A 20,409-nucleotide genomic window follows, 5' to 3' on the forward strand; every position below is an offset into this window, starting at 1 on the left:
TGAATACTCATGCTGATAAAAGGCCAATCATAACGCCGCCGCCAGCGACAAAGAGCAGCCCAGTGACGACGTATGCCATTTCTTTGGGTGTTTTACGTTCGCCCAGTAGCCAGATGCTCAGGAGCGTTGCGATAACAACGTTCATTTGCGATAGCGTAAATCCGGTGGCGATGCCGTTGCGCTGTGCCGAAATAAGATAGCTGAAGGCGGCGAACGCAAAAATAACGCCGGACAGGAGATTACGTGCGGTCGCCGGGCGCATGAGCGGCGTTTGGCGTGAAAGGCTTGCCATAATTAGCGCTGCACTAAACATTCCTACGGCTTGGGGCATGAACGCCTCCCATCCGCTAACGCCAGCCATACGCGGGAATGCAGAAAACCCAAGATAGCCAATCGTAGATATCAGCAGTATGCTCAGTCCCTTCTTTATATTAACCGGGGTCTGGTTTTTTTTCTGCTGCCAGGTAGTCAGAATAATACCAACAATAATGATGGTGACCGCCAGTAGCCCGATATAACGAGTGACTGTTGCAGGCCATTCTCCAAATGCCAGCACACCCAGCAGGGATGTCGACGCAAGCTGTAACCCAGTGGAGATTGGCATGGCGCGTGATACGCCAATGACAGCGAACGCCTTATATTGATTTATCTGCCCGAAGGCCCAAAAAGCGCCGGAAATAAAGCTGAATAGAAAAGCCGTGGCGCTAATATGCGGATGATAGATACCTAAAAAAATCAGGGAGACCAGGAAGGTACCCGCAGTAGTGCCAATAATTTGTTGTATGGGTTTGCCGCCGGCCCGGGTAACAACCACGGGAAGAACGCCCCAAAACAACGCAGGGAGTAATGCGATAAATATATTCATATTGATTTCCGCTGTGCAGAGAGAGCCTCCGCACAGCTATTAAAGTGATTTTGTTTAGCCGTTGCCGTTCATGAAAGCGGGGTAAAGCGTCATACCGCCATCGACAAATAGCGTAATGCCTGTGACGTAGGATGATTGCTCTGAGGCAAGCCAGGCGGCCGCGTTCGCCACGACGCAAGGTTCTGCGGCATATCCCATGGGGATGATTTTTTCGAGCGCAGCTTTTTTCTCAGGGTCGTTCATTTTCTCTTTATTGATTGGCGTATTAATAGCGCCAGGCCCAATCGCATTGACGCGAATGCCTGAGGGAGCATATTCCAGTGCTAGCGTCTGGTTCAGTAATTTAATACCTCCTTTACTGGCGGCATAATGGGCAAACGTTGGCCAGGGTATCTGTTCGTGTACGGAAGACAGATTAATCAAATTGCCTTTAATACCGTTATCAACGAAATATTTTAGCGCTGCGCGTGAGCCCAGAAAGTAGCCTGTGAGGTTGACGTCTATTACCCGTTGCCAGTTTTCCAGCGTCATTTCGTGAGAGGGCGCAGGCATTTCCATTCCAGCGTTATTAACGAAGATATCAAGTCGGCCAAAGTGATGGATGGCTGCATCGACCAGCGCCTGAGCGCTGGCTTCTTGCGACATATCTCCCTGCACGGCAATAGCTTTGCTGCCGTAAGCGATAATGTCCTCCACTACGCGCTGGGCACCGGATTTATCGCTGTGATAGTTTACGATAACGTTGATACCTTCACGCCCGAAACGGTGGGCTATCTCCGCGCCAATGCCCTTGGATGCCCCGGTAACAATGGCCGCTTTTCCTGCGAGATCTTTATACATATTTGTTTAACCTTAGCCGTATGGCTGTTATCTGGAAAGGATGCAGACACTGTTCTAAAAATAGACGCGTTATGAAAAGCCCACCGGGCTGATATGCGTATTCTTAGGAGCATCCAGAGTGATAAGGCGAGTTTCCCGTCAGGGAGGCGCTTATTTATAAACAATCGCCGTGCCAGTAGTGCGATTCCCCATACGCGCAGAGGTAATGGTGTAATGATTACCGCCCAGACGAATCGCTTTATCCTGTAGCAGATTTTCCAGCTCGGTTAGAGTGCTGGCGGTGGCGGAAACGGTACCGATAACGGCATCAGTGTGAGTTTGGGTTGCCTGTGCGGGAGTAATAAATGCTGTCAGCGTGGTGCTTAAGACCAGAGCCGTTAAGATAAATTTGTTCATATTAAGTCCTCAGAATTAACTATTACATGTCGCTTTCATCGACACGTTTATCGGATGGCAGGCATTATGCGCTGGATAGTTTTTTCTAAAAACAGGCAGAATATGAATATATTTTTGCTTATTTGGCAAAAATGAAGACAATATTAACAGACGACAGACGACAGACGACAGACGACAGACGACAGACGACAGACGACAGACGACAGACGACAGACGACAGACGACAGACGACAGACGACAGACGACAGACGACAGACGACAGACGACAGACGACAGACGACAGACGACAGACAGCCGTCCGTTGTCGAATCTGGGGATAAGATAGGCGATTAAGAAGCTGGTGGGATAGCGTTATTTACAGCGTCATTACTGCGCTCACTTTCTTCAACGCGGGATTTAACCGACTTATCGTTGCGAAAAGCATCCCATGGAAGAAGAAGGGTATCCAGAATAGCGGTGAACGGCATATCTACAGCAACGAAAGATTTCATTCCCCAACCCGGCCCATTACTGGTCAGCATATTATAACTGGAGCGTGTACCGGGGTAGTAGCCTTGCTCGCTGCCACCCGTATGGCTCATGACGCTGGAGCATCCCCCTAGCGTCAGCATCGTGCTGCATAATGCAGTTTTTAGCAAATAGCGTCTCATCTTCATACTCTTCCATTAGGTAGCATCATGTAATGCATTTTTATAAAGGGTATATAAGTACCCGATTCCGTATTGAATAGTCTTAGAAGGCTACTTTGTGGCAGCGGTCGCAGATTCTTCTGCTTTGTGTAGCGCTCGTCCAATAAAGCTATTCGACAGGGTTCCTGAGGCTACTTTCGGTTTCAGTGTAAGCAAAGATAACGCCCGGGACAAAAAAATCCATCGGTAAGTCTTGAAAATCAGTCGATCGGCGCCATTTTATTTTGGCGGTCAGTAAAACGTTTGCCGACTGGAAACGTTGTCCGCTTTGCCCGTCCTGCTTTGGAGGGTGATATAAATTCTCGCTGATTTCAGGAGCTATAACTTATGCGTAACTTTGACCTTTCTCCGCTTTATCGTTCTGCTATTGGTTTTGATCGCTTGTTTAATTTACTGGAAAGCAATCAGAGTCAGGGCAGTGGTTATCCGCCATATAACGTCGAACTGGTAGATGAAAACCATTATCGAATCGCGATTGCCGTCGCCGGTTTTGCCGAGAGCGAACTGGAAATTACCGCACAGGATAATTTGTTGCTGGTAAAGGGGGCGCACGAAGGTGAGCAGACGGAGCGAACCTATCTTTATCAGGGGATCGCTGAGCGTAATTTTGAGCGTAAATTCCAGCTAGCAGAAAATATTCATGTTCGCGGCGCTAACCTGGTCAATGGCCTGCTGTATATCGATCTTGAGCGCGTAATACCAGAAGCAATGAAACCGCGCCGTATCGAAATTAATTAATTTGATTAGCGGCCCGTTCTTTTAGAAGTCCGCAATACCCAAATGCTTGCCGATTATCGGGAGCAATAACGTCGGTCATGCACCGGCAATACACTGCATGCGCTGCGCGCACGGCAGACCTCGCTTCATTGAAGGAGATAAAACTATGCGTAATTTAGATGTATCCCCCTTACTGCGTCAGTGGATTGGCTTTGATAAACTGGCTAACGCGCTACAAAGCGCCGCTGAAACGCAAAACTTCCCGCCTTATAACATTGAAAAAAGCGATGATAATCACTATCGCATTACGCTGGCGCTGGCGGGGTTTCGCCAGGAAGATTTAAATATTGAACTTGAAGGCACGCGTTTAAGCGTCAAAGGATCGCCGGTGATACCGCAGAATGAGGCAAAATGGCTGCATCGAGGGCTAACGCTCCAGCCGTTTAATCTAAGCTTTACGCTGGCTGAAAATATGGAAGTCTCTGGCGCTGCTTTCACTAATGGGTTGCTGCATATTGATTTAACACGAAATGTGCCTGAGCCCGTGCAGCCGCAGCGTATCGCTATCAACCAACAGTCGACGCAAAGCTAATCTATATCCTATTGATAAAAAAGGCCCGCTGGGCCTTTTTTATTACTAACTGAAAACCGCGCCCTATAGGCGGGGCTATCAACAGATTTTGGCTGTGCCTTATTATTACCCAGGGATTTAAAACTTACAGGGCCGGGCAGAGACGTCTTTTTAAGGGGTTGGTACGCCCGTGTGGGGCGAAATCAAATCTGCTCTCTATAAGGGCGGTTTTTCATTGGCCATGGCCTGTAGGGAATGATTAATTGGCTGCAAACGCTAGCCTGAGCCAGGGTTTATCTATGCCTTATTTAAATCCAGCGGGCCGTCAACGCACGCTTTTATCGCTCTCGTCTGCGCCCTCATCCTTATCGGCACATACTTTGTTTGGCGGTGCTACCGGTAATTCATCGCTTCCTTTATCTCATTACAGCAAGGCAATAAATACAGACTGTTGCCTCACTTAGTCCGATATGCTTTGTGGCATGATGGTCTGGCGGTATCAGACGGAAGTGCAACAAGGAATAATGGATGAGCTTCCAGCGTTGCTCTGCTCCGCAGATAGTCAAAGCGGCCCATACCCGCTACAGTTAATTGTCCATGGCGCAAAGGAGTAAAGGATGCTTTATATCTTTGATTTGGGGAATGTCATTGTTGATATCGATTTTGGACGGACACTTGGCGTGTGGAGCGATTTTAGCCGGATCCCGCTGGCGCGACTGAAGAAAAATTTTACAATGGGTGAGGCGTTCCAGCGGCATGAGCGTGGTGAAATAAACGATGAGGATTTTGCGCGACAGTTATGTGAAGAGATGGCGATACCGCTAAGTTTTGAACAGTTTTCAGCCGGATGGCAGGCGGTATTTGTAGCATTGCGCCCGGAAACGCTTGCGATTATGCAGCGCCTGCGTGAACAGGGGCACCGCGTTGTGGTTCTATCTAATACCAATCATCTGCATACTACATTCTGGCTGGAAAAATACCCGGAAATACGCGAGACCTCAGATAGAATCTGGCTTTCACAAGAAATGGGCATGCGTAAACCCGAGCCAGCTATCTATCAAAAAGTGCTGAGCGAAGAGGGATATAGCGCCTCTGATGCGCTGTTTTTCGATGATAACCTGGAGAATATTCGCGGCGCCGAACAGTGTGGGATTACCAGCATATTAGTTACGGACAGCCAAACCGTTCCGGATTATTTTTCCTCTCATTTATTGAGCGCGGTAGCGCAAGCCTGAAAGTAAGCTATCTACTCGGGGGGCGGCCCGGTCATCATAATACAGGGAGCTAAAATGATAGCGTTAATCCAGCGCGTCACGCATGCCAGCGTGACGGTGGGTGATGAAATTATCGGGGAAATCGGACATGGGCTTTTAGTTTTCCTCGGCGTTGAAAAGAACGATGACGAAGCGCTGGCTCGAAGGCTGTGCGATAAAGCGCTGGGTTATCGAATCTTTAGCGATGAGCAGGGAAAGATGAACCTCAACGTGCGGCAGGCTGGCGGCAGCGTGCTGGTGGTTTCACAGTTTACGCTAGCGGCGGACACCGCCCGCGGCATGCGCCCGGGGTTTTCCCGGGGTGCGCCGCCCGAGCAGGCGCAGGCGCTATATACCTATTTCACTGCGTATTGCCGCAGTCAGAATGTCGAGACCGCAAGCGGCCGTTTTGCCGCAGATATGCAGGTTGCGCTGGTCAATGATGGTCCGGTGACGTTCTGGCTACAGGTCTAACGCTCCGCAAAGCAAGTTGAAGGAGGCGAGTAATGTATCACCTTCGCGTACCACAAACGGAGGCGGAACTGGCGCGTTACTATCGGTTCCGCTGGGAAATGCTGCGAAAACCGCTGCGTCAGCCTAATGGATCTGAAAGAGACGCCTGGGATGCCATGGCGCATCATCAGATGGTGGAAGACGAAGACGGGAATATTGTGGCGATTGGACGCCTGTATGTTAACGCTGAGAATGAAGCCTCAATTCGGTTCCTTGCGGTGCATCCTTCCGTGCAGAAAAAGGGGCTGGGAACGTTAGTCGCGATGACGCTTGAATCGGTTGCGCGCCAGGAGGGCGTAAAGCGCGTCACCTGCAGCGCGCGCGAAGATGCGGTTCCCTTTTTTACCAAGCTCGGTTTTGTTAGCCAGAGCGCCATTGCCACGCCGCAAACCACGCCAATACGCCATTTTTTAATGGTGAAGCCAATACAAACACTGGATGATATATTGCATCGCGCCGACTGGTGCGGGCAGCTTCAGCAGGCCTGGTACCAGCACATTCCGCTGAGCGAAAAAATGGGTGTGCGAATCCTTCAATATACCGGCCAGAAATTTATTACCACGATGCCGGAAAGCGGCAATCAAAACCCCAATAATACGCTGTTTGCCGGTAGCCTGTTTTCAATTGCTACGCTGACTGGTTGGGGCTTGATTTGGCTAATGTTAAGAGAGCGCCACTTGGGCGGTACGATTATCCTGGCCGATGCGCATATTCGTTATAGTAAACCGATTAGCGGCCGCCCCGGTGCTGTTGCTGACCTTGGTTCTTTGAGCGGCGATTTAGATAGGCTGGCGCGCGGGCGTAAGGCTCGGGTACAGCTTAACGTCGCCCTGTATGGGGATGAGGTGCCCGGCGCGCTGTTTGAAGGCGTTTTTCTGGTATTACCGGCAAAGCCTTTTGGCGCGCTGGAAGAAGGCGGTAACGAAGAAGAGTAAAGCGCCGTCTTTTATAAGTGCATGTGCGATTAGGCAAAAGGTATTTTCATAGCAGGCTGTTTTGCTTAAACCCGGTAAAGATCATGCCACAGCCGGGCATGAAGTTTCTTTTTCCGCCACTTTAAAATCAAATACCGTGATGCAGAGCTATAGGTGTTAATAAGCATGCCTGCAAGGCATCGCTTTCCGCTAACTGCCAGCAATGCTCACCTTTAGCCCGCTCCCGGGGTGCTATTGCGCATGTAGCGCCGGGGCTGGAGCCATTTCACCGTTGACCAGGCGCTGTGTTTCACTATGACCGTCCTGCCGCTGCGCCCGCAGCTCACCGTTAAGCGTATGACGTAACGGCGGATGAGCGAGATTGCCCTGAAGCTTCAACTCAAGGTTGCCTTGCCCCGAAAACGCGCTGCGCCATCCCCAGTTATCAAGCATATTAAGCGGAACGCGCTCGCCGTGGAGCCTGAGCGTAAACGCCAGCGGTGATATCGATGCGGCTTCCACGCTTGCTTTTAATGTTCCCGCATCGGGTAAAGATGCCTGAGCATTGCCCGTGATGAGAGCATCACGGGTTTGCAGTTCCAGCATCGGATGATTTAAGTCAGTGCGATTGAAGGTGGCGGCAAGCGCGTTTAGCCGCAGATGCTCTGCATCGAAGCGCCAGCGCCCATTACGAACCAGCTCGATCCCCTGACCTTCACCACTCAGGCCAGTGAGCTGAAAAGGAAAATCCGGGGTAATATCGATAAGTAAATTACGGTTGAGCGTGAGGTTTTTTATGCTCAACGTATTCAACCAGGCGGGGAGAGGTGTGCTTAATTGTGCGCGCCACGCCGATGGCAACGTATATTCTGTATCGCTAATAGACAGCGTGTCGAGCGCCAGGGCGCGCGTCGCACGCTGCCATTCGCCAGACACGCGTACTTCGCCACGCTCCCACTGCGCCGCGCTTTCCTGAATTTTCACACCATCTGATGAGAACCGCGCGGAAAGCCGCGGAGCGTTTAATTGCAGGCTGCCGTATAACAGATTACCGGCGTGTAAATTGAGCGCGCCGTTAGTGCTATGCCAGCCTTTTTCGTCATGTATGAGATTATTCGCACGGATATGAAGCCCGGTTGTCGCCCAATTTTTGCCCTCAAGCGTAGCGTCTTCAATGATTAGCCGCTGCAGGGTGAGGTTGGGGAGGGTGGAAAGAGACTGTAATAGAGAGTTCAAAGGGGCGTTACTTTGTGCGCGTAACCCCTGCAAAGCGAACTGTTGAATTTGCCAGCTACCATCCTGATAGCGCTGTGCGCTAAGGTTAAGCGCTCCGCGCGCCACCTGAGCGTGCAGGCTGGAGATAGTCAGTATTCCATCATGCGTTTCGCCCTGTAATTGCACCTCTTTGCTCGTAACCCCTTTCAACGTGACGCTTTGCGCGCGTAATTGAAATTGCGCTGAAGAGCCGGGAAGCTGTCTGGCATTTGGGTGCCAGTGGCGGATATCGCCGCTAATCTGAATAGCTTCGATTGGCCATGAATCGTCTGCCCGGTGAATATCGACGTTTTTCAGTTTTAACACATCCGCCCGTACAGGAAACGAAGGTGTCGCTGCGGCAACGGTGAGCGTGCCATTGCTCAGGGTTAACATAGTGGTATGGAAGGGCGAGAATAATTGGCTTAACCCTAATTCAATATCAACGCGTTGAGTGGTAAGTATCGTCGGCTTGCCTTTCGCGCCGAGGCTAACGTTACGTAAAGTCAGGTTACCGGGGGAAGACCAGCGATGTTCAATTTTATCAATAGTAATGTGATAAGGCGTGGTGTTATTAACCCAGCGGCTTAGAGAAACGGCGCCCCAGCGTGTTTGCAGCAATGTATAGATGATAGTGATGGCCAGAATTACGATAATAATTATCGTCAGACCCCAAGCTGCAAGCCGTTTCATCATTGCTATCCCTTATCCTGGTTGAGGGGATGTTATGCCTAATTATTTGTGTGAACTCAAGGCGGCGTTTCTAAAATCCCCATTGCAGCTCCCTGTCAACGGGTTTAATTGCTATTATTTTTCCTCAGTTTCTATTGGGAAGATAAGATTTAAAATAATGGCGGTAATTCCCCCGGCGGCGATGCCGGAAGAAAATAGATTCCGTAGCCACTCCGGGGCAAACTGCAGGATTTGCGGCTGCTGTGAAACGCCAAGCCCTACAGCAAGCGACAGCGCTAAGATCATAATGCCGCGCCGGTTTAGCGGTTCGCGCGATACAATGCGCACGCCAGAGGCGGCAATAGTGCCAAACATCACGAGCGTAGCGCCGCCCAGAACGGGTTCCGGAATATGCTGAACAAATCCGCCTACGGCAGGAAATAACCCCAGCAGCATCAACATTAGTGCGACAACAAACCCCACGTGACGGCTGGCTACGCCGGTCAGTTGGATAACGCCGTTGTTTTGTCCAAAGCAGGAATTGGGAAACGTATTGAAGATGGCGGAGACAAAAGAGTTAAATCCATTTGCCAGCACGCCGCCTTTCAGGCGCTGCATATATATGGGGCCGGCAACGGGCTGTTCGGAAACGTCGGACGTTGCGGTGATATCGCCAATCGTTTCCAGCGATGTAATCATGAAGACCAGCATTAGCGGCAGTAACAGATTCCAGTCGATGCCAAGGCCATAATAAAGCGGTGTAGGTATCGCTATCAGAGGTGACGCGGCATTGTGGGTGGGTGTGGTGGGCAGCATATCCAGCACCCACGCCAGTAAATAACCCAGCCCCATAGCGATAACCAGCGATGCAATCCGCAAATAAGGATTACGCTGGCGATTCAATAAAATAATGCTCAGAAGCACCACGCCCGCGAGTAACAGATTTTTAGGCGCGCCAAACGTATGATCGTTTATAGCGGCATAGCCCCCGCCGATGGAAACCAGCCCGGTTTGAATGAGCGAAAGCCCGATAATCATGACCACCACGCCGGATACCAGCGGAGTAATAATGCGGCGGGCCAGGTGCAATACTCGCGAGATAATCATTTCCGTGCAGCTTGCCAGCATTAGCGTGCCAAATAGCGCAGCCATCATCGTGGGAGTGTCCGCGCCGCCATTTTTCAACGCCATTCCGCCCATAATCAGCGGCGAGACAAAATTAAAACTGGTGCCCTGGATTGAAAGCAACCCCGAACCAACGGGTCCCCAGGCTTTAATTTGGATGATTGATGCCACACCGGAGGCGAACAGGGACATGCTAAGAATATGCTGGGTGTCTGCGGCAGGTAGTCCCAGCGACTGACAAATCAATAGTGCAGGAGTGATTACAGCAACAAACATCGCCAGCAGATGCTGTAATGCAGCGAATAATGTTTGCGGTAGCGGTGGTCGGTCTTCCAGTCGATAAATCAGTTCGCTTGATGATGACGGAGTTTTAGCATCGGGCCTGGCGACATTCGCGGACATTACTGAGAAATCTCGTAGTGGAAAAAGGGCATTTTATCTAAGATACCTATGTAAAAGCAAACGTTTGCTTTTGTGTTGGCAGTAATCTGGGCGCGATTGATAACTATTGCCGCTATGCCCAATCCGGCGCTTTGCTAAAAGGGCAAGTTCTGCTCGATCCGGGCTGGATTATTACCGATCATATTTAAAATGGTATTATTGAGTGAAAAATCGATGCAATGCAGAGCAAGATAATAGATTTGCCAATCTTGGTGGGAGCACTTACACTTAAGTATATGATAGTTTTCATTTTCGTGCCATTTAATATGCAAATGTATTAGTACGGAGGCCTTTCATGGCTGCCTGGAAAAGTCGCGGTAGCAGATAAATCGCAATATATAAGCGGTAATGTACGGCGCTGCCCTGAAATACAATGGTGCTAATTTTTACTATACTATTCAGAAAATGAAGCGATGCCAGGATATCGTGCATGAAGATTAAGTCTAAAAATATCATCCTTAATACAATAACCTCTTTGATATTTGTGTTTTTTTTATTAATGGCTTTTTATTTTTCGCTAGCAAAGAATATAGATATTATAAAAAATATGAGCATGAAGTTTGATAATCTACTGCTACAAACTTTTATGGATAATGAAAGGATAGCCGATGCTATTACAGTTAGGTATTTTGAAAACATTAATAAAATAGATAAGGTGAAAATAAATAGAAACTATGATCATGTTAAAGATATATATGGTTTCAATTTACGTAAAGATCATATGACTGCATCATATATGGGGACTCTGCAATCTGATACACCTATAAGTGATAGTATTATTATTCTTATAAAATCGACAGATGAAGTGATGTCTGAGGTTAATCAAATAGCCGGTTACTCTGAAAAAAATAATCGTTATTTGTTATCAGTTGAAAGGGGCTTCATTTATACCCTTGCAAAGATATCACTCAAGGATTATAGCATTGATAATCTTGCCATGTTAACTCACGCAGGTCGTTACTTTACCTCTCCACCGGATTATTATAAACGAAAGATCGAGAAGGAACTACGTTATAAAGGTATGACTTCGACCAATATTTATCATGACGTCCTGTCGAATGAAGATGCGTATAGCATCACGAGTTTCGTTTATTCTCTTACTAATAATAATATGCCTATTGCGATGCTGATGTATGACCATAACCAGTCAGAATTGAAAAATTTACTTACCCCATTTATCGACAAGCGCCTGGAGAATGACTTCAGTATGCAGTTGACAGATAGTAAGGGTAAGGCAATATGTATTTACGGGGATTGTAAGCATTTATTTAAACAATACATTGTTAAACTATCAGAAAACCATACAATAATATCAGGAATTTATTTTGGGACTGTAGTGAAAAGCGTCTATTTTATTATACCTATGTTAATTGTGGTTTTCTTTATGGGGATGGCTTATACCTATATTAGGAAATATATTAATAGCAATGTACGTGATATTATCACTGATCCACTGACTGGTGTTTATAATCGAAGGATTCTTGATCATTTGAACTTAGTTGAAGATCGCGTTGTTATTGCAGTATTTGATTGTAATAAATTTAAAATTATAAATGATAATTATGGGCATAGCGTCGGAGACTATGTGCTTAAAAAAATCGCCTCTATTATGAAAAGTTCGGTCAGGGTTAATAACGATTATATTATAAGAACCGGCGGTGACGAGTTTCTTATCATTTTTAATACGAATGATATTTCTGTGGCCGAAAAAGTCGTCACCAGGATTTCTCATGAAGTAGAAAATACAGAATTTATTTTTGATAGTGAGCGTTTAGATGTCTCGCTCTCTTACGGCATTACTACTTTAAAAGGGAATATTGAACAAAGCCTCCAGCAAGCGGATATATATATGTATCATATGAAAAGAAATACCAACCGCGATAACTAATGCGGTATAGGGAGCGCATCAGGCATTCGAATAGCGCTCGGTTTCAGGCATCCAGCGCTCAATCAGCGCCTGAGCCTGCTGCGGATAGCGTTCATGAATGTGGCGCGCGATGCGCTGTACTTCAGGAATCAGCGCCCCGTCGCGCAGTAAATCCGCGACCTTAAATTCGGCGTTGCCGGTTTGGCGGACGCCCAGCAGTTCGCCAGGGCCGCGAATTTCGAGATCTTTTTGCGCGATAACAAAGCCGTCGTTGCTATCGCGCAGTACCTGAAGGCGTTTTTGCGCGGTTCTGGAGAGCGGAGATTTATAGAGCAGGACGCAGTGAGAGGCGATGGAGCCACGGCCAACGCGCCCGCGTAACTGATGCAACTGAGCCAGGCCAAGACGTTCTGGGTTTTCGATAATCATCAGGCTGGCATTGGGAACATCCACGCCGACCTCTATAACGGTAGTGGCGACTAATAAATGCAGCTCGCCAAGTTTAAATGCCTGCATAACCGACTGTTTTTCGGCAGGTTTCATTCGACCGTGTACGAGACCGACATTAAGCTCCGGCAGCGCGATTTTCAATTCTTGCCAGGTAGCTTCAGCGGCCTGCGCTTCGAGCAAATCAGACTCTTCAATCAGCGTACATACCCAGTAAGACTGCCGGCCTTCGCTAAGACAGGCGTGTTGCACGCGCGCAATAATCTCAGCGCGGCGAGTATCCGCAATTGCAACGGTAGTGACAGGCGTTCTGCCCGGGGGAAGCTCGTCAATTATTGAAGTATCAAGATCGGCATAGGCAGTCATTGCCAGCGTACGTGGTATTGGCGTAGCGGTCATAATTAATTGATGAGGATGAAAACCCTGCCGTTCGCCTTTTTCCCATAGCGCGAGGCGCTGATGTACTCCGAAGCGATGCTGTTCATCGATAATGACCAGCGCTAACGCGTGAAACTGGACTTGTTCCTGAAAAATAGCGTGCGTGCCGACTATCATAGAGATTTGCCCGCTGGCGATAGCTTCCTGCTGTGCCTGACGCGCCTTCCCTTTTTGCTTACCCGCCAGCCAGCCAACGTTAATACCGAGTGGAGTAAACCAGTCGCGAAAATTATTTGCGTGTTGTTCGGCCAGCAGTTCGGTTGGGGCCATTAGCGCAACCTGTTGGCCGTTAGCGATTGCGCGCAGCGCAGCGAGCGCAGCAACCAATGTTTTCCCTGAACCGACATCGCCTTGAACCAGCCGCATCATTGGCGCGTTATGCCCCATATCGCGTTCAATCTCTGCGACGACGCGCCGCTGGGCGGCGGTAGACTCGAAAGGTAAATTTTTCAGAAGTTGCGCTTTAAGTTCGTCTTTTGCGAGCAATGACTGCGTGTGATAACGGCGAGCGCCAGCGCGCAAAGCCAGCATACTCAAGTTATGCGCTAACAACTCTTCCATAATTAAGCGGCGCTGTGCCGGATGCTGCCCGCTCTCCAAATCCGCCAATTGCAGCGTTGGTGGTGGCCGGTGAAGTGTGCGCAGGGCTTCCGGCAGGCTCATCATCCCTTGTGCCAGTTCGGCGGGGAGTAGTTCAGCGATAGCACAGCTTTCCAGTAGCTCCAGTGCCCGATCGGTAAGCTTCCGAAGCGTTGCCTGACGCACGCCTTCCGTCGTTGGATAAACCGGCGTTAGCGTCTCCTGAAGCTCCGGAGACGCACTTTCACCCTGCAAACGGTATTCCGGATGTGCCATCTCTGGCCCGTGTTGACCGCGCCTGGCTTCTCCCCAGGCCTGAACGCGGCGACCCGGGAACAGGCTGTTTTTCATCGCAGCGTTAAAATTGAAGAAGCGCATGGTCAGGATGCCGCTGCCATCGCTTATCTGACAGACCAGCATACGGCGGCGTCCGAAGAGGATGTTACTATTCAGGACTTCGCCTTCCACGGTAGCATGTACGCCCGGCAGGAGCTCGGCTATTGCGTATAAACGGGTGCGATCTTCGTAGCGTAGGGGAAGGTGTAACAGTAGGTCCTGAACGGTGTGCAAGCCGATTTTTGCCAGTTTTCCACTTTGACTGGCACCGACGCCGGTTAGCGACTGGAGTGGGATGGCGTCAAGAAGCTGGCCTTTCATGCGTTAACCTGCCGCTTGCATTGCGGTCCACCATTCCGGAGAAGCCTCAACGTCTCCGATATCGTTAACGTGGGGATATGGCAAACCCTTGCGTTTTGCCACTTTGGCCAGCACCGGGTAGCCCCCCTCGAATAACAGACGCTGCTGTTCTTCCAACGGCAGCGAACTATTTTCCCTACAATACATTCCGGCATTTTGGCGCTGCCGCTGAGCTTCATAGAGGATCAGCGCGGAGGCGACGGAAACGTTTAGAGATTGCACCATCCCTATCATAGGAATAATGATATCCCGATCGGCCAGCTCCAGCGCTTCAGGCGTTATCCCGGTTTTCTCTTGACCCATTAAGATGCAGGTCGGGCGTGTATAATCAATCTCGCGGAAATCGACGGCGCTATCAGAAAGATGCGTAGCGAGGATTTGCATGCCTTGCGCTTTGAGTTGGGTTACGGCCTGCGTAATGTTCGGATGGGTTTTCACCTGCACCCAACTGTTACTGCCTGCAGCGGAAGAATACATGGTTCGCATCCGGCTGCCTGGCCATACCGCGTGAACTTGATGGACGCCCACGGCATCCGCCGTGCGAATAATTGCCGAGACATTATGCGGCTTATGCACCTGCTCCATGCACACCGTTAAATCTGGCTGGCGCAGGGCGAGCATTTCGCGAATACGTGCGTAGCGTCTCGGGTTCATGGGTTAATTTCGGTTGCGATTAACTTTAATAACGTCCGGCATTACGCGGATTTTGCGCATGACGTTAGCCAGATGTACTCTGTCTCTCGCCGTCAGGCGAATAAAAGTAGTGTAAACCCGGCCATCTTTTTCTTCTGTGTTCAGGCTTTGAATATTGGAGCCAGCGGTATTGATAGACGCGGTCAGGTTGGCCAGAGCGCCCTGGTGGTTAAACATATCCACCTTAATTTCAGTAATAAATTCTTGCTCAATACCTTTATCCCATTCGACGCCCATAAACTTCTCGGGTTCTTTTTGGTAACCCCGAATATTACGGCAAGACTCATGGTGGATAACCAACCCTTTCCCCGGGCTAACGTGCGCGATGATAGGATCGCCGGGTATCGGACGGCAACACTTCGCAAAAGTAATCAATACGCCATCGGCGCCTTTTATCGGCAAATGATGGCCGTTACCGGAATTACTCTCCGGTGCGCCCGACGCGCTTTGGAAAAGATTACGCGCAACCACGACGCTCATCGCATTGCCAAGCCCGATTTCGGCCAGCAGGTCGTCGAGAGTTGCCAGTTTCATACGCTCAAGTTCGCGCAGAATATTCTCTTGAGGGATTTCAGCCAGTTTACGACTGCCGCCTAATGCATGATTGAGCAGGCGCCGGCCCAGGCTGATGGAGTCATCGCGCTTTAGGTTTTTCAACATCTGGCGGATGCGCGCGCGTGCTTTTGAACTGACCACGAAATTAAGCCATGCCGCATTCGGGCGTGCGCCAGGTGCAGTAATAATTTCAATGGTTTGGCCGCTGGAAAGCGGCTGAGAAAGCGGATAAGGCTGTCTGTCCACCCGGGCCCCGACGCAGGCATGGCCGATATCGGTATGTACCGCGTAGGCAAAATCAACCGGCGTGGCGCCAGCAGGTAATTCAACAATACGCCCTTCAGGGGTGAAAACATAAATCTCATCCGGAAATAGATCGGATTTTACGCTCTCGATAAATTCAAAGGAACTGCCCGCACTTTGCTGTAATTCAAGCAGGCTTTGCATCCAGCGCTGAGCGCGGATTTGCGCCGTGGTGCTGCTTTCCCCGTGCTCTTTATAGGCCCAGTGGGCAGCAACACCCATTTCTGCCATCTGATCCATATCTTCGGTTCGGATCTGAACTTCAACCGGAACCCCGTGCGGGCCGATCATCGAAGTATGCAGCGACTGATAACCGTTCGCTTTGGGAATGGCAATATAGTCTTTCACGCGCCCGGGGCGGGGTTTATACAGGTTGTGCATTTGGCCGAGTACGCGGTAGCAAGTATCGACGTCTTTCACGACCACGCGAAATGCATAAATATCCATAATGGAATGGAAGCGCTGCTCTTTCAGCACCATCTTGCAATAAATGGAGTAGAGATGCTTTTCGCGACCGCTGACCCGGCAGGAAATCCCGGCCTCCTGAAGACGCCCGTCGATTTCCGAGAGGATTTTTTGAATCATCTCTTTCCGGTTACCGCGCGCGGCTTTGACTACTTTTCTAATAACGCGGTAGCGGTTTGGATAAAGCGCTTCAAAACCCAGTTCTTCAAGCTCGGTTTTTAAATTATGGATACCCAGACGATGGGCCAAAGGACTGTAGATTTCCAGCGTTTCTTTGGCAATACGGCGACGTTTGTCCGGGCGCAGAGCGCCCAAGGTACGCATGTTATGTGTACGATCGGCGAGCTTAATCAGGATGACACGAATGTCCTGCACCATCGCCATAATCATTTTGCGAAAGTTTTCGGCCTGCGCCTCTTTCTTATCGCGAAACTTCAATTTATCCAGCTTGGATACGCCTTCAACCAGTTCGGCGACGCTTTTGCCAAACAGTTGTTCCATATCCTGATAGGTGGCCGGAGTATCTTCGATAACATCGTGCAGTAGCGCGGCCATCAGCGTTTCATAGTCGAGCTTCATCTCGGCCAGAATACAGGCCACCGCTACCGGGTGTGTAATATAGGGTTCACCGCTTGAACGTGCTTGGCCCTCGTGAGCGTCACGTGCGACTAAATAAGCCTGCTGAAGCCGTTTTATTTGGTCCGCAGGCAAATAGGATTGAATCAGCTGATTCAGGCTTTCAAACAGATACAAGGGCTACCCGCAAACTGTAATTAACGACGACCTTCAGCAATTGCGGTAACGGCCTGTAATTCAGCGGCTTCCTGCTCTTGCTGTTCCTGACGTTCGCGCACATCGAGAATCTGGTTGTTAATTAACCCATCTTCGATTTCTCGGAGCGCAATAACGGTGGATTTATCGTTTTCTTCCGGTACCAGCGGATCTTTACCGCCCACCTGCATCTGACGAGCGCGACGTGCGGCGACCAGTACCAGGTCAAAACGATTACCAATTTTTTCTACAGCGTCCTGAACAGTTACGCGTGCCATAATAAAAGTGCTCCACAGATGAAGAAATGACTGGGAATAATACCCGAATATTGCCTTAGTCCGCCATTAATTTGCTGATTAAAGCGTCATGACGCTGTTTTTGACGCTCCATGCGCAGACGCTCGGCGCGAATGATAGTTTTTAAATCCCCCAATGCCGTATCAAAGTCGTCATTGACGATGAGATAATCATATTCCGCATAATGACTCATTTCTGTCACGGCCTGCGCCATACGACGTGCGATAACTTCTTCACTGTCTTGCCCGCGACCACGCAGGCGGCGATTTAGCTCATCTTTAGACGGCGGCAAAATAAAAATACTGCGCGAATGGGGCATTTTTTGCCGAATTTGCTGAGCGCCCTGCCAGTCAATATCCAGAAAAATATCGACTCCGGTGGCCAGCACCTGTTCGATAGTTTCGCGCGAGGTTCCATAAAAGTTGCCGAAAACCTCGGCGTGTTCAAGGAAAGCATCCCGGGCAATCATTGCCTCAAACTCATCGCGATCGACAAAGTAATAGTGTTCGCCGTGTGACTCGCCTGGCCGCGGCTGGCGCGTGGTATGTGAAACAGAAACCTGAGTGTCATACAGAGGCTGAGTTTTTAGTAAAGCCTGAATCAGGCTGGATTTCCCCGCGCCGCTGGGGGCTGAAACGATATAAAGCGTGCCGTATGCCATGAATAATATATTTCGCATGAATTAACGAGAACATTAATAGCCCTGATTATACACAGAGCACTGGCCGTGCGTCGCGTTTGTTACCTTAAACACTCGAACTTTATAAGGCAAAGCTTTTAAACCCGATAGCGATAACGTGACGGCTTCGTTCTATCTTGCGCGCATTTTTTTACATTATGCATGCAATATCATCAATAAGCCTGGAATCAGGAGCGGAAAACTGAAAGGCGATACTGTTTCGGTAAGATAGCGTTAGGTAGTCTTCTCGATGCGAGAGTACGGGATGATGAGTGAGGACATAATGAGAGGTGTCGTAGGTGCGCTGTGTTTATGGATAGGGACCTTCTGCGCTGGCGCATCAGGAATGTGTCCTGCCTGGTCACCGGCAGCGGCAGCGCAGGAAATCGATCGTTTGGCCGCTCAAATAGCACGCTGGGATAAAGCATATTTTCAGCAAGGGGAAAGCCTGATAGACGATTCGCTCTACGATAGTGTACAGGCTCGGTTAGCGCACTGGCGGCGCTGTTTTAAACCTGGCGTTTCTGAAGAAAATAAGTACTTTCCCGGGCGCGGAAAAATCGCTCATCCGGTTGCGCATACCGGTGTGAATAAACTACACGATGAACAGGCGGTCTCGGCATGGATAACGGGTAAGCAGAGATTATGGGCGCAACCAAAAGTAGACGGCGTGGCGGTAACACTCGTTTATCACAACGGTGAACTGGCACGTGCGATAAGCCGTGGCGATGGATTGTACGGTGAAGACTGGACTGAAAATATCCGGCGGCTGGCTTCTATCCCACAGCGTGTGTCCGGTGAGCTAAAGAACAGCGTACTACAGGGAGAATTGTTTTTAAGGCGTGAGGGACACATTCAACGTAAGGATGGTGGCGTGAATGCACGCGCACTAGTGGCTGGAACATTAATGCGTCGTAAAATGGACTCCGGTGCACCTAATAAAGATATCGGTGTATTTATTTGGGCGTGGCCTAATGGCCCCGGAACGATGAAGGCACGCCTGAGCGCATTGCAGCTGGCGGGGTTTGAATATGTACATCAATGGAGCGTCCCCGTTCGGGATATTCGTGAAGTTGCATCGCTGCGCGAACACTGGTTTACCTCTGCGTTGCCGTTTGTGACAGACGGCATTGTGATACGCCAGGAGCACGAGCCTGCAGGACATCTCTGGCGTCCCGGGACGGGCGACTGGCTGGCAGCGTGGAAATATTCTGCTGCAGAGAAAGTGACGCAGGTGCGTCAGGTGGTGTTTCGGACCGGGCGAACCGGGAAAGTGACTGCAATATTAGTGCTGGAACCGGTGATGATTGACGATAAGCGTGTGATGCGCGTGAACGTCGGCTCCCCTGAGCGTTTGCGGGAACATGATGTTGCACCGGGGGATTTAGTAAGCGTTGCGCTGGCGGGCCAGGGTATACCGCGGCTGGAACGCGTAGTGTGGAGAGCGGTGCATCGGGAGCTACCTAATGCGCCGTCCCGTGGGCAGCTCATGGGTTGCCTTTGGCTCACTGCTCCCTGCCACGCTCAGTTTCAAGGGCGATTAAATCGTCTTAGTCACAGGGAGGTATTAGATCTGGCGGGTATCGGCCCTGCCAGATGGCAGGTTATGTCTCAGGCGTTTCACTTTGAACATATTTTTTCCTGGCTAACGCTGTCGCCGCAGGATTTAGCACTGGTGCCGGGGTTTACACCGCAGCGTGCGCGCCAAATCTGGCATCGCTTTAATTTAACGCGCCGGATGCCATTGAAGCGCTGGGTTAAAGCGCTTGGCATACCTCTGCCAGAAGCGACGCTTGCGACGATATCAGATGTGCGTTGGGGGGAGCTGCTGGCGCGTAATAAACGAGACTGGGCGCTATTGCCGGGTATTGGCACCGTACGGGCAAGACAGATTGTAGAAATACTTAAGCACCCGCAGATTACTGCATTGGCTGACTGGTTATCGGCGCAGGGCGTGGAGGTATTTCAACGGGCAGGGAAGTAAAAATCGATCTTACAAGCCGTGAAGATAATTTGTTCAGTCATGGGTTATAAAGCTGTAGGCGTGAAGCGCAAATTGTCCTGGCAGGCAGAAACTGAAGGTAATCTGATGTTCGCTGCTATTTAAAAATGAGTATGGTCACTCATGAAGTTAGAAGGATCATTAGAAGTAAGTATTAACGAAGTGGCGGAAGATCACAGGAGTCGAACCTGCCCGGGACCGCTGGCGGCCCCAACTGGATTTGAAGTCCAGCCGCCTCACCGGAGACGACGATCTTCCATACCTTCATTGCTACATGGAGGCGGCCGCATTATACCGGGTTTCGCCCTACAACCAAATAATCGTGTCGGTTTATTATAAATAAAGCGACACCAGCACGTGCGTTGCTT

At 49.9% G+C, this 20,409-nt stretch carries 18 protein-coding genes and 1 tRNA gene; 7 read left to right on the forward strand and 12 right to left on the reverse strand.

Annotated features, from left to right (window positions below; all coding sequences use genetic code 11):
- Positions 1 to 7: 7 nt before the first annotated feature.
- The 4 genes from SFA31_RS03615 to SFA31_RS03630 all read right to left on the reverse strand — a co-directional run bounded on the left by SFA31_RS03615 (position 8) and on the right by SFA31_RS03630 (position 2,757).
- Positions 8 to 865, reverse strand: a complete 858-nt coding sequence (locus SFA31_RS03615; protein WP_322836743.1) for a GRP family sugar transporter — start codon at positions 863 to 865, stop codon at positions 8 to 10.
- A gap of 54 nt (positions 866 to 919) precedes the next feature.
- Complete coding sequence (locus SFA31_RS03620) at positions 920 to 1,705, reverse strand: glucose-1-dehydrogenase (RefSeq protein ID WP_322836744.1); 786 nt, start codon at positions 1,703 to 1,705, stop codon at positions 920 to 922.
- Between the two features lie 150 nt (positions 1,706 to 1,855).
- Positions 1,856 to 2,101, reverse strand: a complete 246-nt coding sequence (locus SFA31_RS03625; protein WP_322836745.1) for a YdgH/BhsA/McbA-like domain containing protein — start codon at positions 2,099 to 2,101, stop codon at positions 1,856 to 1,858.
- A 329-nt stretch (positions 2,102 to 2,430) separates the two neighbouring features.
- The gene (locus tag SFA31_RS03630; protein WP_322836746.1) at positions 2,431 to 2,757 is read right to left on the reverse strand and encodes a YceK/YidQ family lipoprotein; all 327 of its coding nucleotides are present in this window, start codon (positions 2,755 to 2,757) and stop codon (positions 2,431 to 2,433) included.
- A 360-nt stretch (positions 2,758 to 3,117) separates the two neighbouring features.
- Here SFA31_RS03630 and ibpA point away from each other — a divergent pair, with 360 nt between their 5' ends.
- The 5 genes from ibpA (at position 3,118) to fabY (ending at position 6,779) form a co-directional block, all read left to right on the forward strand.
- Positions 3,118 to 3,528: a small heat shock chaperone IbpA gene (ibpA, locus tag SFA31_RS03635; RefSeq protein WP_322836747.1), complete on the forward strand. Its 411-nt coding sequence runs from the start codon at positions 3,118 to 3,120 to the stop codon at positions 3,526 to 3,528.
- Between the two features lie 145 nt (positions 3,529 to 3,673).
- Complete coding sequence (ibpB, locus tag SFA31_RS03640) at positions 3,674 to 4,099, forward strand: small heat shock chaperone IbpB (RefSeq protein WP_322836748.1); 426 nt, start codon at positions 3,674 to 3,676, stop codon at positions 4,097 to 4,099.
- A 596-nt stretch (positions 4,100 to 4,695) separates the two neighbouring features.
- Positions 4,696 to 5,313 (forward strand): glucose-1-phosphatase, encoded by a 618-nt coding sequence (gene yihX / locus SFA31_RS03645; protein WP_322836749.1) that lies wholly within the window; start codon positions 4,696 to 4,698, stop codon positions 5,311 to 5,313.
- Positions 5,314 to 5,367: 54 nt separating this feature from the next.
- Positions 5,368 to 5,805 carry a D-aminoacyl-tRNA deacylase gene (gene dtd / locus SFA31_RS03650; RefSeq protein WP_322836750.1) on the forward strand — a complete coding sequence of 146 codons (438 nt, stop codon included), beginning with the start codon at positions 5,368 to 5,370 and terminating at the stop codon, positions 5,803 to 5,805.
- A gap of 32 nt (positions 5,806 to 5,837) precedes the next feature.
- On the forward strand, positions 5,838 to 6,779 hold the full coding sequence (gene fabY / locus SFA31_RS03655) for a fatty acid biosynthesis protein FabY (RefSeq protein WP_322836751.1): 942 nt from the start codon (positions 5,838 to 5,840) through the stop codon (positions 6,777 to 6,779).
- 231 nt (positions 6,780 to 7,010) lie between these two features.
- On the opposite strand, the gene SFA31_RS03660 is transcribed toward fabY, so the two are convergent.
- Together SFA31_RS03660 and SFA31_RS03665 are read right to left on the reverse strand one after the other, a co-directional pair.
- Positions 7,011 to 8,708 carry an AsmA family protein gene (locus SFA31_RS03660; RefSeq protein WP_322836752.1) on the reverse strand — a complete coding sequence of 566 codons (1,698 nt, stop codon included), beginning with the start codon at positions 8,706 to 8,708 and terminating at the stop codon, positions 7,011 to 7,013.
- A 111-nt stretch (positions 8,709 to 8,819) separates the two neighbouring features.
- Entirely contained in the window at positions 8,820 to 10,211 is a 1,392-nt protein-coding gene (locus SFA31_RS03665; RefSeq protein ID WP_322836753.1) for a uracil-xanthine permease family protein, read from the reverse strand.
- Positions 10,212 to 10,680: 469 nt separating this feature from the next.
- On the opposite strand from SFA31_RS03665, the gene SFA31_RS03670 reads away from it, so the two are divergent.
- Positions 10,681 to 12,138 carry a GGDEF domain-containing protein gene (locus SFA31_RS03670; protein WP_322836754.1) on the forward strand — a complete coding sequence of 486 codons (1,458 nt, stop codon included), beginning with the start codon at positions 10,681 to 10,683 and terminating at the stop codon, positions 12,136 to 12,138.
- Positions 12,139 to 12,156: 18 nt separating this feature from the next.
- On the opposite strand, the gene recG is transcribed toward SFA31_RS03670, so the two are convergent.
- Genes recG through gmk form a run of 5 tightly spaced genes read right to left on the reverse strand, consistent with a single transcriptional unit; the run spans position 12,157 to position 18,021 of the window.
- Positions 12,157 to 14,238 carry an ATP-dependent DNA helicase RecG gene (gene recG, locus SFA31_RS03675; protein ID WP_322836755.1) on the reverse strand — a complete coding sequence of 694 codons (2,082 nt, stop codon included), beginning with the start codon at positions 14,236 to 14,238 and terminating at the stop codon, positions 12,157 to 12,159.
- Positions 14,239 to 14,241: 3 nt separating this feature from the next.
- Positions 14,242 to 14,931 carry a tRNA (guanosine(18)-2'-O)-methyltransferase TrmH gene (trmH, locus tag SFA31_RS03680; protein ID WP_322836756.1) on the reverse strand — a complete coding sequence of 230 codons (690 nt, stop codon included), beginning with the start codon at positions 14,929 to 14,931 and terminating at the stop codon, positions 14,242 to 14,244.
- Positions 14,932 to 14,934: 3 nt separating this feature from the next.
- On the reverse strand, positions 14,935 to 17,046 hold the full coding sequence (gene spoT, locus SFA31_RS03685; RefSeq protein ID WP_322836757.1) for a bifunctional GTP diphosphokinase/guanosine-3',5'-bis pyrophosphate 3'-pyrophosphohydrolase: 2,112 nt from the start codon (positions 17,044 to 17,046) through the stop codon (positions 14,935 to 14,937).
- 20 nt (positions 17,047 to 17,066) lie between these two features.
- Entirely contained in the window at positions 17,067 to 17,342 is a 276-nt protein-coding gene (rpoZ, locus tag SFA31_RS03690; protein WP_322836758.1) for a DNA-directed RNA polymerase subunit omega, read from the reverse strand.
- 55 nt (positions 17,343 to 17,397) lie between these two features.
- A complete protein-coding gene (gene gmk / locus SFA31_RS03695) occupies positions 17,398 to 18,021 on the reverse strand; it encodes a guanylate kinase (RefSeq protein ID WP_322839281.1) in 624 nt (207 codons plus the stop codon).
- 301 nt (positions 18,022 to 18,322) lie between these two features.
- On the opposite strand from gmk, the gene ligB reads away from it, so the two are divergent.
- On the forward strand, positions 18,323 to 20,023 hold the full coding sequence (gene ligB / locus SFA31_RS03700) for an NAD-dependent DNA ligase LigB (RefSeq protein ID WP_322836759.1): 1,701 nt from the start codon (positions 18,323 to 18,325) through the stop codon (positions 20,021 to 20,023).
- A gap of 181 nt (positions 20,024 to 20,204) precedes the next feature.
- Here the strand turns inward: ligB and SFA31_RS03705 are convergent.
- Positions 20,205 to 20,299: transfer RNA gene (locus SFA31_RS03705), tRNA-Sec, on the reverse strand.
- Positions 20,300 to 20,409 lie beyond the last annotated feature (110 nt).

The sequence above is a fragment of the Erwinia sp. HR93 genome (assembly GCF_034555055.1).
GTDB classification, from domain to species: Bacteria; Pseudomonadota; Gammaproteobacteria; order Enterobacterales; family Enterobacteriaceae; genus Apirhabdus; species Apirhabdus apintestini.

Bases quoted from the DNA above. Each gene is read 5' to 3' on its own strand.
- SFA31_RS03660 (WP_322836752.1), bottom strand. From the start codon at position 8,708: ATGATGAAACGGCTTGCAGCTTGGGGTCTGACGATAATTATTATCGTA.
- recG (WP_322836755.1), bottom strand. From the start codon at position 14,238: ATGAAAGGCCAGCTTCTTGACGCCATCCCACTCCAGTCGCTAACCGGC.
- SFA31_RS03670 (WP_322836754.1), top strand. From the start codon at position 10,681: ATGAAGATTAAGTCTAAAAATATCATCCTTAATACAATAACCTCTTTG.
- fabY (WP_322836751.1), top strand. From the start codon at position 5,838: ATGTATCACCTTCGCGTACCACAAACGGAGGCGGAACTGGCGCGTTAC.
- SFA31_RS03620 (WP_322836744.1), bottom strand. From the start codon at position 1,705: ATGTATAAAGATCTCGCAGGAAAAGCGGCCATTGTTACCGGGGCATCC.
- SFA31_RS03615 (WP_322836743.1), bottom strand. From the start codon at position 865: ATGAATATATTTATCGCATTACTCCCTGCGTTGTTTTGGGGCGTTCTT.
- SFA31_RS03665 (WP_322836753.1), bottom strand. From the start codon at position 10,211: ATGTCCGCGAATGTCGCCAGGCCCGATGCTAAAACTCCGTCATCATCA.
- rpoZ (WP_322836758.1), bottom strand. From the start codon at position 17,342: ATGGCACGCGTAACTGTTCAGGACGCTGTAGAAAAAATTGGTAATCGT.
- dtd (WP_322836750.1), top strand. From the start codon at position 5,368: ATGATAGCGTTAATCCAGCGCGTCACGCATGCCAGCGTGACGGTGGGT.
- ibpB (WP_322836748.1), top strand. From the start codon at position 3,674: ATGCGTAATTTAGATGTATCCCCCTTACTGCGTCAGTGGATTGGCTTT.
- gmk (WP_322839281.1), bottom strand. From the start codon at position 18,021: ATGGCATACGGCACGCTTTATATCGTTTCAGCCCCCAGCGGCGCGGGG.
- SFA31_RS03625 (WP_322836745.1), bottom strand. From the start codon at position 2,101: ATGAACAAATTTATCTTAACGGCTCTGGTCTTAAGCACCACGCTGACA.
- SFA31_RS03630 (WP_322836746.1), bottom strand. From the start codon at position 2,757: ATGAAGATGAGACGCTATTTGCTAAAAACTGCATTATGCAGCACGATG.
- ligB (WP_322836759.1), top strand. From the start codon at position 18,323: ATGAGAGGTGTCGTAGGTGCGCTGTGTTTATGGATAGGGACCTTCTGC.
- trmH (WP_322836756.1), bottom strand. From the start codon at position 14,931: ATGAACCCGAGACGCTACGCACGTATTCGCGAAATGCTCGCCCTGCGC.
- yihX (WP_322836749.1), top strand. From the start codon at position 4,696: ATGCTTTATATCTTTGATTTGGGGAATGTCATTGTTGATATCGATTTT.
- ibpA (WP_322836747.1), top strand. From the start codon at position 3,118: ATGCGTAACTTTGACCTTTCTCCGCTTTATCGTTCTGCTATTGGTTTT.